The organism is Paenibacillus sp. HWE-109 (assembly GCF_022163125.1).
Classification (GTDB): domain Bacteria; phylum Bacillota; class Bacilli; order Paenibacillales; family NBRC-103111; genus Paenibacillus_E.
In genome coordinates, this window is the sequence record NZ_CP091881.1 from 5,423,595 (window position 1) to 5,439,877 (window position 16,283).

Sequence of the window (16,283 nt, forward strand, 5' to 3'; positions counted from 1 at the left end):
CTGCAGTTTTTCCTTCCGGAAATCTGATCATGGTCAGTTACCTTTTGTTCGTTTCCACCAGGGTAAACGCATCAGGACATCCTTCAGTCCAGCGCTGTTCGTAGCTGCTGCTGAGGAAAGATAGGGCACACCAAAAGACTTCAATTTCGTCAAGTGAATAAGCAAAGCAAGCAAGAAAAGAAAAATGCCGTAAAGGCCAAGGATTCCTGCAATGATCATGAGTGGAAAACGTAGAAAGCGGATCGATAAACCTAAGTTGTAAGTTGGGAATATAAAAGAGGCTATTCCTGTCGCAGACACAACAATAACGAGAGAGGATGTTACGAGACCAGCTTGCACAGCTGCTTGTCCAATGACCAAGGCTCCTACAATACTAACCGCTTGCCCCACTTGGCGAGGAAGTCGTATGCCAGCTTCTCTTAATCCTTCAAAAGCAAGTTCAATAATAACGGCTTCCACAATAGCTGGAAACGGGACAGCCTCGCGGGAAGAAGCAATGCTCAGCAGAAGATCGCTCGGCAGCATTTCTTGATGCATGGTAGTTATCGCTATATACATGGAAGGAAAGATTAGGGCTATTAACGACAAACATAATCGCAGCCAACGTGTTGCTGTAACCACGATGAAATTCTGACTATAATCTTCCGCGGCTTGAATCATCTCATGCGAAGTCGCTGGTGCTATCAGGATGAATGGCGTATTATCAACGAGTATTACCACTCTTCCTTCGGCCAGCATGGCGGTAGCCCGATCCGGGCGCTCGGTGGTCATTAATTGCGGAAAGATGGAGTACCGGTTATCCGTCAACAATTCTTCGATATATCCACTTTCTAGCACCACATCGATTTCAATACTCTGGATCCTTGCTTTCACTTCATCAATGAGTAGGTGCTTCGCGATACCCTCCACATACATGACACTTACTTTGGTTCGCGATAGGGTACCTACATGAAACGATTCACTTTTTAACTTGGCCGTTCTCAACCTGCGCCGGATTAATGTCGCATTAATCTGTAAGCACTCCGTAAAGCCATCCCGGGGACCTCTGATAACGGGTTCTGATTCCGGCTCTTCAATGGATCTCGTAACGATCGCATACATGCCAATCAAGAGAGAACCTGGCACGCCATCGACCAGCAGAAGTACGTCCCCGCTTAATAGCGCTTCCACTGCCTGATCCTCCCGCATTTTGATTGCGATCTTTTCCGTTGGAAGCACCTTGTAAACCAACCAAGCCCATTTATCTTTTTTCCAAACTTCACTTGGCTGCTGACAGGACAGTAAAGGTTTGAGCAATTCGGATTCGATCCGCTGCTCATCCACCATACCGTCAATAAATACAAGAAGTGCTCCGCTGTCATCTCCCAATCGAAAGCTCCGAAACACGATATCATCACATTTGTCAAAAAGGGCACGCAGTCGTGCCTCATCCCTGATTAAGTTCCCCGAAATCATGTTCTCATCGTTTGGTTTTGTCACTCCAATCCTCCTTACCATTACGAATGAAGTTAATATGCCCATTTTTACCAAATAAAATCAATCCGAGCTTACTTTTACTCAAAAAAAATGCTAAGCCTCATGATGGAAGGCTTAGCATTGACTAGATCATTTCATCTAAACTTTAAATTTATTTAATATGCTTTGCAGTTCTGCTGCCATCGTTGAAAGCGCCGTTGCAGAGGCATTAATCTCTTCCATTGAAGCGAGTTGTTCTTCTGCAGCACCCGATACGCTTTGTGTATTAGCTGCTGATTGTTCGGCCAAGCCGGTTACTACAGCGATCGAGCTTGCAATTTGTTCAGCGCCAGTGGCCATTTGCACCACAGCCGTAGATACTTCCTTCGTCTGAATTTCTATTAATTGAACAGCCTCTTGAATAGCCGTAAATGATGTTCCTGCTTCATTGATCCTAATCATACCTTCGGTTACTTCCCTGGCATTCATCTCCATAGACTGTATGGTTATTTGCGTCTCATGCTGATTGTTAGTTACCAAGTTTGCAATTTGTTTGGCCGACTTGCCTGTTTGATCTGCCAGCATACGCACTTGATCAGCCACAACAGCGAATCCTTTGCCATGCTCGCCCGCTCTCGCTGCTTCAATAGCAGCATTAAGAGCAAGTAAGTTCGTTTGAGAAGCGATGTCGGTTATAACATGAATGATTTTGCCCACTTCCTTGGAGTTGTCACCCAATTTCTTCACCTTCTCCACTAATTGCTGAACGGAGCTGTGAATGATAGCCATTTGTTTCATTGAATCCTGAATCGCCTCATTGCCATTCAATGACAATTGGGTTGCTCGGTTTACCGTAGAAGAAGCATCTTGAACTCTTATGACAATTTGCTTGCTATCTTCCAACATTCCGCCAAGGGTCTGTTTGCTATCCGCTAAATCCAGAACCTGCTTATAGCTGTCAGCTGCCACAATTTGTGCATGCACGGCCACATGCTCGGAAGCTGCGCTGGTCTGATCCGCACTAGCGGTTAGTTCTTCCGAAGATGCAGCAACCATCTCCGAATGGAGGCCGACTTGCAACATGATTTCTCTCAAATTAGATGCCATATGATGAAAAGAGTTAGCTAATTCTCCGATTTCGTCTTTGCTTCTAATGTTGAGATCTTGGACGGTCAAATCACCGCTTGCCAACTGCTCTGCGGCTGTTGTTACCCTCATAAGCGGTTTGGAAATCATCCTGGAAATCAAGTATGCCAAGCCAACACCTGCTAGAATTGTGCTTAGACTTAAAACAATCACAACAATCCGTCCAGATTTGAAGGTTTGAATAGAGCTGCCCGTCGCCAGATTAGAACCTGAATCACTCAGGCTTATTAACTGTGATAAGTAAAGCATGGCTTGATTAAAATGCGGGATCGACTGGGCTATAAGAAAATTAGCCGTTATGGAATCATGGCCTTTTCTAGCTTGAATGACCTCCGGAAAGGACTTTAAATACTGCTCTTCGGAATCAATGAATTGTTTGAATAACGTTCTTTCATTGTCATTCGAAGTATACGCGATATTATATCTCTTTTGAATCGTTTTCAATTCGGCTATCGAGTCATTCATTTTGCTTTGATACTGAATCGTTTTTTGATCATCCGTTTCCAGAATAATAGCCAACAATGAATGCTGTATGTCATACAGAGTGGCCTGCATCGCAGCTAAGGTTTTCACACTGGGCATCCATTTATTTTCGATCGCGATTGCCTCTTGCCCCATATCCGACATTCTCAGAACACTGATCCCGCTAACTACAGCCAATAATAGCAAAATGATTAGAAATCCGGCCAATATTTTTCTGCCAATGGTCAACCTCATCGTAGTTCCTTTCTTAAATATGACGGATTACCCCGGCGTCTATTAATATCGAGTTGCCGTTAACGCCATCGTTGCAAGCGGCGAAAATGACCGTTTTTGCAACTTCTTCTACCGTCAGAAACCTTTGCAGCAGCGAAGTGCTGTCATTGCCTTCCTTGAAATAATTAATCTTCGCTTGTTCAAGACTGATACCTCCACGTTCCGCGTAGCCTTGCAGGTAGGTTTCGATTCCCGGTGTCCAAGTTGTCACAGGCAATACGCTGTTTACAGTAACCTTGGAGCCTTTGGTAAGTTCGGCCATTGCCCGGCTTAAACCAAGAAGTGCTGACTTCGTCGTCGAATAATGGACGAGGTCGCCGTTTGGCCGAAAGCCTGCTTCGCTATTGATATTAATGATCTTGCCCGAATTAGCCCTCAGCATGTCGGGAAGCGCTCTTCGGCAAAGACGAACCGTACTCATCACATTTACATTCCAAATATGGTACCAATCGTCGTCTGTAATCTCCGCAAATGGCTTGACAGGGAAAATACCTAAATTATTAACCAAAAGATCAAGTTGGCCGTCTTCACTCGCTTCATCATAGAGTCGGTCGGCTTCTTCGGGAATGGCCAGATTAGCTGCGATACCGGAAATCTTTACGTCCTTATACTTGGCCTGCAAGTCAATTACGGCCTTATTAACGCGCTCTTCCACTGAGCCGTTAAGGATGACATCTGCGCCTTCTTGCGCGAAGGCTTCTACAATCCCTTTGCCGATCCCAGTTGTGGATCCCGTTACCAATACTTTTTTTCCTTTTAAACCAGTGTCCATTGTTGATAGCCTCCAATTGATTATGAATTAGTTTTCAAGGGACTTGAGGAATTGCAAGGACTCTCTTATCGACATATCAAGCTGACGCTCATCTTGGCCGAATGTAAGGTCCCGGTACAACCCGATATCCCGTCCAATCTCTCCACCTGTGGTAATAAAAGATTCTATCGTTAGAATGCCATCGAACTGAATTGATTTCAGCGCTCGATATAAGCCCATCCAATCCGTTCTTCCTTCCCTGCTCGGAAGGCTGCGATTGCATTCCCCCAGATGCAGGCATGCTAGTTGATCCCCAGCCCTGATAATCGCATCCGTTAGGCTAACCTCTTCGATGTTCATATGGAACGTGTCGAGCAAGAGTTTGCAATTCGGACTTCCGATTTTGTCAATAAAAGCCAAGCCCTCTTCAGCTGTGTTCATCACCGTCGTCTCGAAGCGATTTACAACCTCGAACATATACGTAATGCCGAGATCTTCCGCTGTTGTCGCCAGCTCCTTCATACTCTTGAGGCTATTCTCGACATAATCATTGCGACCAAGCTCGCTTGCTTCAAGTTTCCCTGCCCAGGCCGCATAATTGACACCGCCAAAAGCTTTACCGCCCATGCTGGCTATGATCTCCAGCACATTTTTGACGTACTCAATCGCTTGTCTGCGAACATGCTCATCCTTGGATGACAGATCGTGCTCTTTCGCTAAGCCTGTTGAGTAAGTCATTTCAATGCCGCATTCATCGGCGAGTTGTTTCAGTGCTTGGTACTCATGCTTGGGTCTGCTCAAAAGTGTAGGAATAAAAATTTCCACAACATCAAACCCGTTTAGCGCATGTCTTTTCACAGCTTTAAATAAGTCGAAATTCCAATCTTTCTCACCAAAAGAACTATGTACGCCATATTTATACATGAAAACAACCTCCTCAATGATAGGGAAACCTTTATTTCGAGACTCTTCTTCTGAACGTATCCAGCGCTACGACCGTAATAATAACCAGGCCCAAAATCACTTTTTGCCAAAAAGCCGAAATATCCAGGAAATTCAATCCATTGCTGAGCGTACCCATCGTGATGACACCGATAATCGTTCCACCGATTGCTCCAGCCCCGCCAAAGAGACTTGTGCCCCCAAGAACGACTGCCGAGATAGAGAGTAGTTCCATCCCGTCCCCCATCAAAGCATTGGCAGAGTTAAGACGGCCTAACATAACGATGCTTGCAACCGATGCGCAGAATCCTGAGAACGCATACACGAGTGTTTTCGTTAGATTGACATTAATCCCCGAAACCCATGCCGCTTCGCGGTTTCCGCCCAGCGCATAGACATTTCGGCCGAACGTCGTATGCTTTAATATGACCCAACCCAATAGGGCAACACCGACGAACACCAGAAATGAAATCGGGATTTTGGCGATATTCCCATTGCCTATAACCAGCAGCCCTTGCGGCAGCCCCGAAATGGGCAATCCTCCGCTCGTTAACAAGGCAAAGCCTTGAATCGCAGTAAGCGCTCCTAGCGTCGCAATAAAATCTTGAACTTTGATTTTCGTAATGATCAGACCAATCAATGAGCCGGTTATCACTCCGCACACAATGCCGATCAAGACGGCAGCGACTGGATTGACACCCCAATTGATGATGGCTACTGCGGTAATGCAGCCAGTAAGAGCCATTACTGAACCTACGGCCAAATCAATTCCCGCAGCAATAATCACCATGGTTTGGCCTATCGCCAAAATCCCCATAACCGAGGATTGCTTGGAAATATTCAAGAAATTGTTCACCGTAAAAAATTCCCGATTAGCAATCGCCATATAAACAATTAATATCAATAACGGGATTACAGGACTAATCTTGTTGATGTAATGCATCATTGATTTCTTTTTCACTTGGGCTTTTTCATGTTGATTCACGTTTAAATCCAGACTTTGCATGGGTTACAACCCTCCTGCCGCTTTCTCCATAATAAGTTCCTGACTGCACTCACGCGCATCAAAGCTGGCCACCAGCCTGCCTCTGTTCATCACGACAATGTTGTCAGACAGTCCGATTAATTCTGGCAGTTCTGTCGATACCAGGAGAATAGATCCACCCTGCTCGGTTATTTGATTTAACAATTTATACACTTCCACTTTGGCCCCAATGTCAATGCCGCGGGTCGGATCATCCATAATAAATATCTTGGTTTGATTGCAGAGCCATTTGGCTATGGCGCCTTTTTGCTGGTTGCCGCCACTTAACTTGCCGATAGGATTGAACACGCTAGGCGTACTGATTTTCAACAGCTTTTTATAATCCTCCGACACGCCATGCTCCTTTTTCTTGTTCCTGAACCCCCATCTGCTAAAGCCCGAAAAACTGGAAACCGTAATATTTTCGGCCACTGACATATGCAAGAGAAGACCTTCTTTACGATTCTTAGTAACAAAACCCAGCTTACGGTCAATTGCGCTTTTCGGATTATGAGGTGAATACGCTTCACCATTTAATTGAATACTCCCTTCCGCAGCTTTCCTTAAACCGAATAAGGTTTCGACCAATTCCGTAATACCTGAACCGACAAGACCGGCAATACCCAAGATTTCACCTTCATGGAGCGTGAAAGAAATATCCTTTATGGCCTTTCCATCTCCAAGATCACTTATTTTCAATACTTCTTTGGAGGTGCAATGATTCATTTTGGGATACTGCTCATCAATCGAGCGGCCAACCATCATGCGTACAAGCCAGTCTTGTGTAACACTTGTAATATCGCTGATCGTATCAATGGAATGACCGTCTCTTAATACCGTTACCGTATCGCCTATTTCAAAAACCTCATCAAGCTTATGCGTAATATAAACAAAAGAAATTCCCTGTCTTTTTAAACGGTTGATTGCTGTAAATAGAGATCTGACCTCTTTATCCGTCAAAGCGGAGGTAGGCTCATCCAGGATGATTAATTTGGCGTCTCTGGAAATCGCCCTTGCAATCTCTACTAATTGTTGAATGCCTAAATCAAACTGAGATATTTTTTCATGAACATTAATATCCAGCCCTAAGGTACTCAGAACTTTGCCGGTATTCTTGATCACCTGTTTCCAATCGACGAACGGAAGAACCTTGCGATTAGGCATTCGCCCCAAGAAGATATTTTCCATCACGCTGAGCTCTTTGATCATCGTCAGTTCCTGGTATACCATACCAATACCTAAATTTAGCGAATCCGCGGGACATTTGATCGCAGCAGGTCTGCCTTCCCAATAAATCTCCCCTTCATCGGGTACATAGGAGCCGGATAGAATCTTCATCAACGTCGATTTGCCGGCACCATTTTCACCTAACAGGATATGAACTTCACCTTTTTTGATTTCCAAATCCACTTCAGCCAAGGCCACTGTTTCATAAAATCGCTTTTTGATTTTGTTCATTTTCAATAGGGTTGCCGCCATCTCCACCCCTCCTGTTTCCAAATTTCATCATGCAATTATTTGAGCTTCGCATTGGTGATAATTTGCTTCCAGTCGATCGGTTCCAACACAGGATTCGGGTAGAAATCATTGGCGTTGGCTTTATACTCTGTTCTTGGTCTGATATCATAGGTTTTCGGCGTCTCTTCTCCAAGATGGAGCATCACCCCGAATTTCACACCGTACCAGCCCCATTCAGGGAACCCGTGCCAAGTTTCCGACAAGATCTTATCTTCTCTAATTCGATCAACGCTCTCGGACGTCCCATCATTCGTTGTAACGAATACTTTTCCAGTAAGCCCTGCGTTTTGAACCGCATTAATGGCGCCTAATCCCATTTCATTAGAAGCAGCCCAGATGCCATCAATGTCTTTGTGCTTTTGCAGAATGTTTTCTGTGACAGATACGCCCTTTTGCCGATTCCAATCCGCTGGAAGCTTGGTAACGACTTGAACATTCGGGAACATTTTCAACACTTTATCGAAGCCTTTTTGGCGTTCGTTATCATAGAAGCTCCCCGGAACTCCTGAAAGGATAGCAATTTTCCCCTTAATTGAATTAGGATCAACGTCTTTATACACGTTCTGCCACCACTTCAAATCCAGTTCTTGATTGGGCTTAACCTCCACTTTTTTTCCTTTTCCATCCAGTACACCTGGCCCGCCGAGCGCGTTTAACATGGCATATGCGGATACTTCTGCCGCCTGCGCATTATCAAAACCAATATAAGTATCAACTTGGGTTCCCTCAATCGGTGTTAGCAGATTAACGATAATCACGGGGATCTTAGCATCTTTGGCTTGTTTCAGGACAGGTTTCAGCGGTTCTACATCTGCCGGAGAAATAATAATCGCACTGACTTTTCTTTGAATCATATCTTCGATGTTATGAATCTGAGCATTGGCATCCCCATGGTTATTGCTCGCTTTCGTCAGGATTTCAACATCCAGCCCCGATTTCTTAGCATCTTCTGCTGACTTTTCCATGTATGTAGTTGCGATTTTGTACACACCCGTAATATCCGGCGGTACCCAACCGATCACGATTTTGCCCAATTTTTTGGCAGCATCATCAGTGGCAGTGGTGACTTGAGTTTGCCCTGCTTTGCTATCTGGGTTCACAGGGTTGGCTTGATTCGAACAGGATGACAATAAAGCCGTAAGCATTGTGAAGATAAGCAGCAAATACGATTTATGCAGTTGGATTTTACTCATATTCATTCCCCCTTTTTTTGGAAATACTTTTAAAGCGCTTACATTTTACGGATGAATAACATATTGCCCTCCCTAGTCTTAAATTTAGACAAATCCCCCATGAGGGGGGGACCTGAGCGTTGATTCAGGTCCCTGACTGCTATTTGCTTATTAAATTCCCCATTTGGGATTGTCTACGATGTCAACCTTGCCTTCATTTTCCACAATCAATTTTCTATAGCCTTTGGTTTCAATGGTTCCATAATCATGACCGGCATCTGCTCGGAAAACAAAGAAAGTAATCATAGGCTCATCGCCTACATTAATGCTTCTATGCGCATAGCGACCTGGTACATACACGGCTTTTCCTGGAGTCATCTCTTCGGCGATCCAATCCCCTTCAGGATTTTCCATGAGCATATAGCCCTTGCCACCCAAGCAGTAATAGACTTCAGCGGTATCCAAGATTGTGTGAAAATGGCCCTTGGTCATGAAATATTCATTGCCCACTTTGCCTGGATACACGATACTGGTGCCGAATAGTAAATGACCGTCTTTTTCAGGCATTTCGAGTTCGAAAAATTCATACATCAATGAATTCTCTTTTTCGATCATCGCTTCCAACGCTTCACCATTTGAAAACATGCCTCTCATATTGGAAAGATGCCGCTTCGTTGTACTTCTCTCGTTCGACATTCCGCTGATTAAATCAAAATACATGGAAAATGGCTTGACTGTTAGTTCCTGACTCATTCTGAGCACCCCTTGAGTTTGTTATTTGATACTTTCGGCAATTTTGGCGCATTTCTCCAAGACTTCACCTTGGATATCCACATGAAACACTTCCGCAATAACTTGCGTCCAGCCATGGATAAAATAGATCCATCCGTCTTCGACATGCAGATTAAACTGCTCTTTCTGTCTCAAAGCTTGATGCATAAAATCAAGTTCGCCGCGATAATTCAGCTCCCACACCAACCCATTCGGCGGATATTTGCCTCCATCCGTGAGCGGTGATCCAGGTCTGTCTTTACCTAGGCCCGTTGCGTTAATAACCAGCGAATATGGCTTTAGTGCTTCCATGATTTCATCATTCTGGGCTGGATCGGGGCATAGATGATAGTCAAATGGAACATTGGTATCGAGCTGCGAGAGCAGCTCTCTGGCTGAATCCAGCCTCGGCTTGCTTCGGTTCGTAAGAATTATTTTGGATGGCAGGTGACTGCCATGCTCTTTTTCCGTTAAATAAGAACTGATCGCCAGTGCGCTTCCTCCGCATCCAAGAATCAATACTTCACCGCCGTTGTTCCAATAATGATCCGGAATAAAAGCCTCCATCGCCAATCCGCTGGATATCGGGTCCTTGGCGTAACCTTCCAATCTCCCCTCTTTCTTGGAAATGGAAGAAAGCTCTTTGAACATTTGCGCATGGGGATCCAAATAGTCGAACAGGTCGCTGGCAGCGTCATATAAATCGATCTTATGCGTAGTTACCAAAGCGCCGAGAGATAATTCATCATTCTTGATAAATTCCACGACTTCTCTGTACACTTCCGGCTTGGCATGAATGTCGATATCGATTCCTTTAATCACAGCGTCCTTCAGCCCGAGGGCCTCCGCCCAAAGCGGAAAAAGTTTCATAATGGAGGACTTTGTTGTGGTTACCCCAATGAAGTACATGGTCGGCTGAGTTGCTTTTGAGGGAAGTTTCATGGTTATTCTCCTTTATTAGATCTCATAAATAACTTTGGTGAAAGGATACTTGCGTTCTACAAGATCAACGAACACGCTGGGAGCATCAGAAAGCCTGAAGGTATGAGTTACTAGCGGTTGCAGCTTTAAAGCGCCGCTCTTCACATAATCGATAGTTGCTTGCCATTCTACGCCTGGAAAGGGGGCACTGTAAGAGTTCCATGAGCCGACAAGGGTCAATTCATTTCTGACGATGCATTCAAAACTTTTGGGAGGTAAAACGACATCCCTATGTGCAGTTCCTAAATAGAGAACGCGTCCTTTTTTCTTCGTTATTCTCAAACATTGCTCTTGAGTTTGTACGACCCCGGCCGTTTCTACAGCGACATGAACCCCTTTGCCGCCAGTAAACTCCTTAATCTTCTGAGCAGCGTCGAGCTCACCTGAATTTATCACGACATCAGCACCGAGCTGTTTCGCGAGTTCCAGCTTATCCACAGCGACATCCGCCGCTATCACCTGGGTCGCACCCATAATTTTGGCGAATTGTATCGCGAATAAACCGATTGTGCCGCATCCAAGAACAGCAACCGTATCGCCAACATTAACGCCAACACGCATCATGCCATGCAAAGTGACAGCCGCCGGTTCAACCATGGCTCCCTCGACGAATGATAAGCTGTCTGGCAGCCTGATCAGGTTTCTGGATGGAGCGACCGTATACTCGGCATATCCGCCGTGCGTTCTGGAACCGAGATAGTTATAGTTATCGCAGAGTCCGTAATCTCCTGATTCGCAAAACTCGCAGGTTCCACATGGGAGAATAGGAGCGACGGCCACGCGGTCGCCTGGTTTGAAATCCTTCACACCAGCGCCGACCGCGGCAACTTCGCCGCAAAATTCATGGCCTGGAATCGTTGGAAAGCTGTACGTTCCCGTCTTCATGACGCGTCCCAAGTCGGAGCCGCAAACGCCAGCTGCCCGGACACGCACCAGAACTTCATTGTCTTCATAGGACGGCACAGCTACCTGTTCATATCTCAGGTCGGCAGGTGCATGTAAGACTGCAGCATTCATGAGCTTGTTCATAAGCTTCCTCCTAAAGTTTAAAGTTCTGATGTGATCAGTGCCTTCATACCAGCGCCCTGTGCCGCATAGTCCAAAGCAGCCACCGTATCTTCAATTGAAAATTTGGCAGTAATGAGCGATTTCACATCGATTTTACCGGTAGAAATCATATCCATAGCCTTGTTTACATCCAGCAAACTAGAGCCTGTAGTCGCCGTTACGAGAAGTTCCTTATAGTGAATGAGGTTCGTATTCAACGTCACGAATTCCTTGCCTTTAGGTAATCCTCCGAATAACGAGACACGACCGTGATAACCTGCGACTTCAAGCGCGACCTTCTGCATCTCGGGGTCGGAATTGGATGTAATCACGACATCTACGCCGCGTCCATCCGTGATTCGGTCAATCTCTTCTTTTAAATCGGATTCTCTGTTGTTAATAACAATGTCCGCTCCGTATTGCTTGATTTGTTCAAGACGCGCGTCCGATCTCCCCGCAACGATAATGCGTCCGCCGGCCATTTTATTCATCATCACATGAAGGGCGCCGATAGGTCCGGGGCCAATAATCAGCACCGTATCGCCAGGAACTGTTCGATGAGCTTCATAGGCATGCAGCACACAAGAAAGCGGTTCTGCAATGGCTGCCTCCTCGTAGCTTACATGGTCCGGAATTTTAATTACGTTGCTTACGGCAAAGGAAGGAACTTTGACATATTCCGCAAAGCCGCCATCCATACTAATTCCGAAAGCTTGATAATTTGGACAAAGCTGGTTATAACCTCGTATACACATATGACATGTGCCGCATCCCACATTGGGCGGCAGAGCAACGCGCGTTCCGACCTGGAAGCCTTTGATCGCGGAACCAACTTGGACGACTTCTCCGGAAGTTTCGTGTCCAAGCACACGCTTTACACCCTCTGGAACTTTGAAATGCCCGTATCTATAAATACGATTGTCCGTTCCGCAAACCGAGCAAGCCTTAACCTTTACAAGCATCTCGTTGTCTTGTATATCCGGAATGGGTACATCTTCTATACGAATATCACCAATACCGTAGTAGTACGCTGCTTTCATTTGTAAGCTCCTCTCTGGTCAACATTTGGAATAATTAATTGTCGGGAATTTTATTTTAAAAAAAATTAGATAAAATATTATTTTATTCGATTCAAGGCGCAAGGCCCCCTATCAAAGTAACTTTCGCTTACTTTGACAGAGTCAACTAAGAGATTCTGTTATCATTTCTCTCTTGAACTGCGAAGCACCTTAAAGGTTTCTTCCATATAATTCATCGTTTTCGTGAAATTTTTGGCTGCGTACGAGGCGTAGATTAAATCCAGCACCAGAATTTGCGCTGTTTTGGATGCAGCCGCTTCCCAATAAAGCGCAGAACCCTCATTGGACGATTTGGCTGATGTGAACAAGATAATATCCGAATACTTCGTTAAAGGTGAATCTTCAAACGAAGTAATACCAATCGTTCGTGCTCCTTTGGATTGCGCGAGTTTCATTGAATCGACAACATCCTTAGAACGACCCGAGTTGCTGATCCCAATCAGGACATCTTCGGGGCTTGCAATTGCCGCACTCATCAGCAGCGAGCTTGTGTCGCCAAGCAGCATACTTTTCTTGCCGGCCCTCGTGAAGCGCATTACGCCTGATACCGCTGCTGCCCTTGAAGAACCCATGCTGCTGAAGAGGATCGTATTGGCTTGGTCGATTGCTGCCACAGCTTTGCCAAGCTCCCCGATGTTTAGGCGCTGCTTGGTTTCTGTCATCGTTTGAACATTGCGGTACAGAACTTTCTCCAGAATCATTTCTGGTGTATCCGTGCGAGTAATGTCCTCATAGACATAATTATCTTCCGTGGACAAACTGGACGTATCGTTCATCGTTAATGCCTCGGCGATACCGATTTTCAACTCTTGATAGCTATCCAAGCCGATTTCTTTGACGAATCGCGTGATGGTGGATTCTGCAACATTACAAGCGGCAGCTAATTCCTTGGTGGTAATGATCTTACACTGACTCGGATTTTCCAGAATATAATCAGCAATCCGACGAAGAGCAGGATTCAGATAGGCAATCTTTTTGTTAATAAGTCTAAAAACATCCTGGTGTAGGGTATGATTTCCTTCTTCCAATGGCGGTGCACCTCGTATCATGAATATTCACCGGGATTTACGTTAATCCTAAGGAGGCGATAAGCCTATTCTATTCAAGTAGGAACTTTTTTTCAACTAAGCCCGCTTTTTCTTCTTGAGTGAATCGACGTAAACAGCCGTTACAATAACAAGTCCTTTGATGATCATCTGCCAATAAGACGATACATGCATTAAATTCAACCCGTTATTGAGAACCCCGATAATCAATGCACCTATGAAAACTCCACCTATCTTACCAATTCCTCCGGAGAAGCTTGTGCCACCCAAGACTACAGCTGCTATGGCGTCTAACTCGAATCCACTGCCAGACGTTGGTTGTGCGGATGACATTCTCGCAGCTAGAATAACCCCGCTTAATCCTGCGAGAAGACCCGATATGGTATAGACGAGCATTTCAATCTTTGAGATCTGAATACCCGAGAACCTTGCAGCTTCCCGATTGCCGCCAACCGCATAGACATGTCTTCCAAATTTCGTTTTATTCAAAATAAAAGAAGTGATGATCAGACAAATAACCATAATAAGGATGGGCACTGGAATCGGCCCGATGTAGCCATTTCCAATGAAGGATAAGATCTCATTATTAAAGCTCATCGGTCTGCCGCCGGTTAATACATACGCGAATCCGCGGGCCATGATCATCATCGACAACGTTACGATAAAGGGCGGAATCTTGCCTTTGGTGATCACAAATCCGTTTATAAGTCCTAGAACAGCACCTATCAACAACCCGACTATAAGAGCCGGAACAATGGGAACACCCATAAATAATAAACCGATGGTTATCACTTGTGAAACAGCTAGAATCGAGCCAACAGATAGGTCAATTCCATTGATCAGTATGGTAAAAGTCATACCAAATGCGATGATGGCATTAATCGATATTTGCCTCAAAACATTCAATACATTGCTAGTAGACAAAAATGTCGATGTCGTCAAAGCGAAAAATACAATCAAACTCACGAGGGCAATCAAGATTCCCGAATTAGATACGACATAATGTACAACGGGCCATTTTCGCCATGAATCACTTTTCTTTCGTTCCATCTCGCTAAGAACTTGATTCATTTCTCACACCTCCTGTTGCATGAATTAGAATATTCTCTTGTGTGATCTCGCTTTCCATCGTTAATTCACCGCTGATTTCCCCTTGATACATGGTCATAACCCGCGTGCTCATATTAATGATTTCCGGAAGCTCGGATGAGACCATAATGATGCTGACCCCCGACTGCGCCAAAATGGACATGAACGAATAGATTTCTTTTTTGGCACCTACATCAATACCTCGCGTAGGTTCATCAAGAATCAAAATATCCGGTTTCATTGCAAGCCATTTGGCGATGATCACCTTTTGCTGATTCCCGCCGCTTAGATTCATCAATTGCTGCTCTGGAGAGGGGGTGCGAATGGAAAGCCTCTCAATATATTTGTCCACCAACGTTTCTTCTTTTCGCTTATCCACTTGGAAGAACTTTACCATGGAGTCCAGCACGCTGAGACTTATATTATAGGAAATGCTTTGAATCAGAATGGCCCCTTGTTCTTTGCGATCCTCTGGAACAAATCCGATACCGCTTTGGATGGCATCCTTAGGGTTCTTGATCCGTATCTTTTTCTGATTTAAATAGATTTTGCCGCTGCTGGATTTGTCGATGCCAAAAATGGTCCTCATAAGTTCCGTCCTTCCCGAACCCACCAAACCATAAAACCCAAGGATCTCTCCCTTGTAGAGACTAAAACTGACGTTTTTGACTCTCGTACCGCTGGAAAGATTCCGCACCTCCAGAATTTTCTCTCCGGCCTGAATAACCGGTTTGGCATAGATCTCTGACAGCTCTCTTCCAACCATCAAATGAACGAGATCTTGGTAACTGGTATCCTTCATCTCCCGGGTCGCCACATAAGTACCGTCCCTTAATACAGTCACTTTATCTGCGATTGCAAATAATTCTTCCATACGGTGGGAGATATAAATGACAGAGACACCCTTCCGTCTCAATCCCCTTATCGTATCCAGCAGTTTGACAACTTCCTTCTCGGTTAACGATGACGTAGGTTCATCCATCACGATAATTCGGTTATCCTTAGATAAAGCTTTAGCGATTTCAACCATCTGCTGCTGGGCAACCGTCAAATGGCTTACATACTCGTCGGCGTCGATATCTAATTCAAACTGATCGAGAATCTTCTGCCCATATCGCATGATTTCTTTCCTATTGACTAGTTGCAAAGGGCCCTTGGAGGGCTCCCTGCCTAGTACAATATTTTCTGCTACCGTCATATTCGGCGCGAGACACAACTCCTGATGAATAACACTGATTCCGATGCTCTCTGAAAAACTAACATCCTTAATTTCTACTTTGTTACCGTCAAAGATGATCTCACCTTCGTCTGGAACCAATATTCCGCCAAGAATCTTGATCAGTGTAGACTTCCCCGCTCCATTCTCGCCAAGCAGAGCATGAACTTCTCCTCCATGGACTTCAAGATTCACACGATCAAGCGCTTTGACTCCCGGAAAGCTCTTACTGATATGTTTCATTTGCAAAAGAGGCATATTGTTTTCCATAGGATACCTTCCTTTATTAC

14 protein-coding genes are annotated in these 16,283 nt (G+C 45.0%); all 14 read right to left on the reverse strand.

The genetic code is table 11. The annotated features are described in order from the left end of the window. Positions 1-33: 33 nt before the first annotated feature. The 14 genes from LOZ80_RS23100 to LOZ80_RS23165 all read right to left on the reverse strand — a co-directional run bounded on the left by LOZ80_RS23100 (position 34) and on the right by LOZ80_RS23165 (position 16,263). Positions 34-1,479, reverse strand: coding sequence for a spore germination protein (locus LOZ80_RS23100; protein WP_238166902.1), 1,446 nt, complete (start codon positions 1,477-1,479; stop codon positions 34-36). A gap of 135 nt (positions 1,480-1,614) precedes the next feature. Then, positions 1,615-3,318: a methyl-accepting chemotaxis protein gene (locus LOZ80_RS23105; protein WP_238166903.1), complete on the reverse strand. Its 1,704-nt coding sequence runs from the start codon at positions 3,316-3,318 to the stop codon at positions 1,615-1,617. A gap of 13 nt (positions 3,319-3,331) precedes the next feature. Continuing rightward, entirely contained in the window at positions 3,332-4,129 is a 798-nt protein-coding gene (locus LOZ80_RS23110; protein WP_238166904.1) for an SDR family NAD(P)-dependent oxidoreductase, read from the reverse strand. Between the two features lie 27 nt (positions 4,130-4,156). Then, the gene (locus tag LOZ80_RS23115) at positions 4,157-5,032 is read right to left on the reverse strand and encodes a D-psicose 3-epimerase (RefSeq protein WP_238166905.1); all 876 of its coding nucleotides are present in this window, start codon (positions 5,030-5,032) and stop codon (positions 4,157-4,159) included. Positions 5,033-5,063: 31 nt separating this feature from the next. Beyond that, a complete protein-coding gene (locus LOZ80_RS23120) occupies positions 5,064-6,056 on the reverse strand; it encodes an ABC transporter permease (protein WP_238166906.1) in 993 nt (330 codons plus the stop codon). A 3-nt stretch (positions 6,057-6,059) separates the two neighbouring features. Then, positions 6,060-7,553: a sugar ABC transporter ATP-binding protein gene (locus tag LOZ80_RS23125; RefSeq protein ID WP_238166907.1), complete on the reverse strand. Its 1,494-nt coding sequence runs from the start codon at positions 7,551-7,553 to the stop codon at positions 6,060-6,062. Between the two features lie 35 nt (positions 7,554-7,588). Further along, entirely contained in the window at positions 7,589-8,785 is a 1,197-nt protein-coding gene (locus LOZ80_RS23130) for a sugar ABC transporter substrate-binding protein (RefSeq protein WP_238166908.1), read from the reverse strand. A gap of 150 nt (positions 8,786-8,935) precedes the next feature. Then, on the reverse strand, positions 8,936-9,517 hold the full coding sequence (locus tag LOZ80_RS23135) for a glucose-6-phosphate isomerase (protein ID WP_238166909.1): 582 nt from the start codon (positions 9,515-9,517) through the stop codon (positions 8,936-8,938). Positions 9,518-9,538: 21 nt separating this feature from the next. Then, positions 9,539-10,477 carry a shikimate dehydrogenase family protein gene (locus tag LOZ80_RS23140; RefSeq protein WP_238166910.1) on the reverse strand — a complete coding sequence of 313 codons (939 nt, stop codon included), beginning with the start codon at positions 10,475-10,477 and terminating at the stop codon, positions 9,539-9,541. Positions 10,478-10,492: 15 nt separating this feature from the next. Next, on the reverse strand, positions 10,493-11,545 hold the full coding sequence (locus LOZ80_RS23145) for a galactitol-1-phosphate 5-dehydrogenase (RefSeq protein ID WP_238166911.1): 1,053 nt from the start codon (positions 11,543-11,545) through the stop codon (positions 10,493-10,495). A 17-nt stretch (positions 11,546-11,562) separates the two neighbouring features. Next, positions 11,563-12,603 (reverse strand): zinc-dependent dehydrogenase, encoded by a 1,041-nt coding sequence (locus tag LOZ80_RS23150; RefSeq protein WP_238166912.1) that lies wholly within the window; start codon positions 12,601-12,603, stop codon positions 11,563-11,565. A 161-nt stretch (positions 12,604-12,764) separates the two neighbouring features. Beyond that, the gene (locus LOZ80_RS23155) at positions 12,765-13,691 is read right to left on the reverse strand and encodes a MurR/RpiR family transcriptional regulator (RefSeq protein WP_238166913.1); all 927 of its coding nucleotides are present in this window, start codon (positions 13,689-13,691) and stop codon (positions 12,765-12,767) included. Positions 13,692-13,766: 75 nt separating this feature from the next. Continuing rightward, positions 13,767-14,759 carry an ABC transporter permease gene (locus LOZ80_RS23160; RefSeq protein ID WP_238166914.1) on the reverse strand — a complete coding sequence of 331 codons (993 nt, stop codon included), beginning with the start codon at positions 14,757-14,759 and terminating at the stop codon, positions 13,767-13,769. Beyond that, positions 14,743-16,263 (reverse strand): sugar ABC transporter ATP-binding protein, encoded by a 1,521-nt coding sequence (locus tag LOZ80_RS23165; RefSeq protein ID WP_238166915.1) that lies wholly within the window; start codon positions 16,261-16,263, stop codon positions 14,743-14,745. Before LOZ80_RS23165 ends, LOZ80_RS23160 begins: the two co-directional genes overlap by 17 nt. Positions 16,264-16,283 lie beyond the last annotated feature (20 nt).

Excerpts from the sequence above, each read along its gene's own strand:
- LOZ80_RS23125 (WP_238166907.1), bottom strand. The coding sequence starts at position 7,553 with ATGGCGGCAACCCTATTGAAAATGAACAAAATCAAAAAGCGATTTTAT.
- LOZ80_RS23110 (WP_238166904.1), bottom strand. The coding sequence starts at position 4,129 with ATGGACACTGGTTTAAAAGGAAAAAAAGTATTGGTAACGGGATCCACA.
- LOZ80_RS23130 (WP_238166908.1), bottom strand. The coding sequence starts at position 8,785 with ATGAGTAAAATCCAACTGCATAAATCGTATTTGCTGCTTATCTTCACA.
- LOZ80_RS23115 (WP_238166905.1), bottom strand. The coding sequence starts at position 5,032 with ATGTATAAATATGGCGTACATAGTTCTTTTGGTGAGAAAGATTGGAAT.
- LOZ80_RS23120 (WP_238166906.1), bottom strand. The coding sequence starts at position 6,056 with ATGCAAAGTCTGGATTTAAACGTGAATCAACATGAAAAAGCCCAAGTG.
- LOZ80_RS23160 (WP_238166914.1), bottom strand. The coding sequence starts at position 14,759 with ATGAATCAAGTTCTTAGCGAGATGGAACGAAAGAAAAGTGATTCATGG.
- LOZ80_RS23105 (WP_238166903.1), bottom strand. The coding sequence starts at position 3,318 with ATGAGGTTGACCATTGGCAGAAAAATATTGGCCGGATTTCTAATCATT.
- LOZ80_RS23155 (WP_238166913.1), bottom strand. The coding sequence starts at position 13,691 with ATGATACGAGGTGCACCGCCATTGGAAGAAGGAAATCATACCCTACAC.
- LOZ80_RS23150 (WP_238166912.1), bottom strand. The coding sequence starts at position 12,603 with ATGAAAGCAGCGTACTACTACGGTATTGGTGATATTCGTATAGAAGAT.
- LOZ80_RS23140 (WP_238166910.1), bottom strand. The coding sequence starts at position 10,477 with ATGAAACTTCCCTCAAAAGCAACTCAGCCGACCATGTACTTCATTGGG.
- LOZ80_RS23165 (WP_238166915.1), bottom strand. The coding sequence starts at position 16,263 with ATGGAAAACAATATGCCTCTTTTGCAAATGAAACATATCAGTAAGAGC.
- LOZ80_RS23145 (WP_238166911.1), bottom strand. The coding sequence starts at position 11,545 with ATGAACAAGCTCATGAATGCTGCAGTCTTACATGCACCTGCCGACCTG.
- LOZ80_RS23135 (WP_238166909.1), bottom strand. The coding sequence starts at position 9,517 with ATGAGTCAGGAACTAACAGTCAAGCCATTTTCCATGTATTTTGATTTA.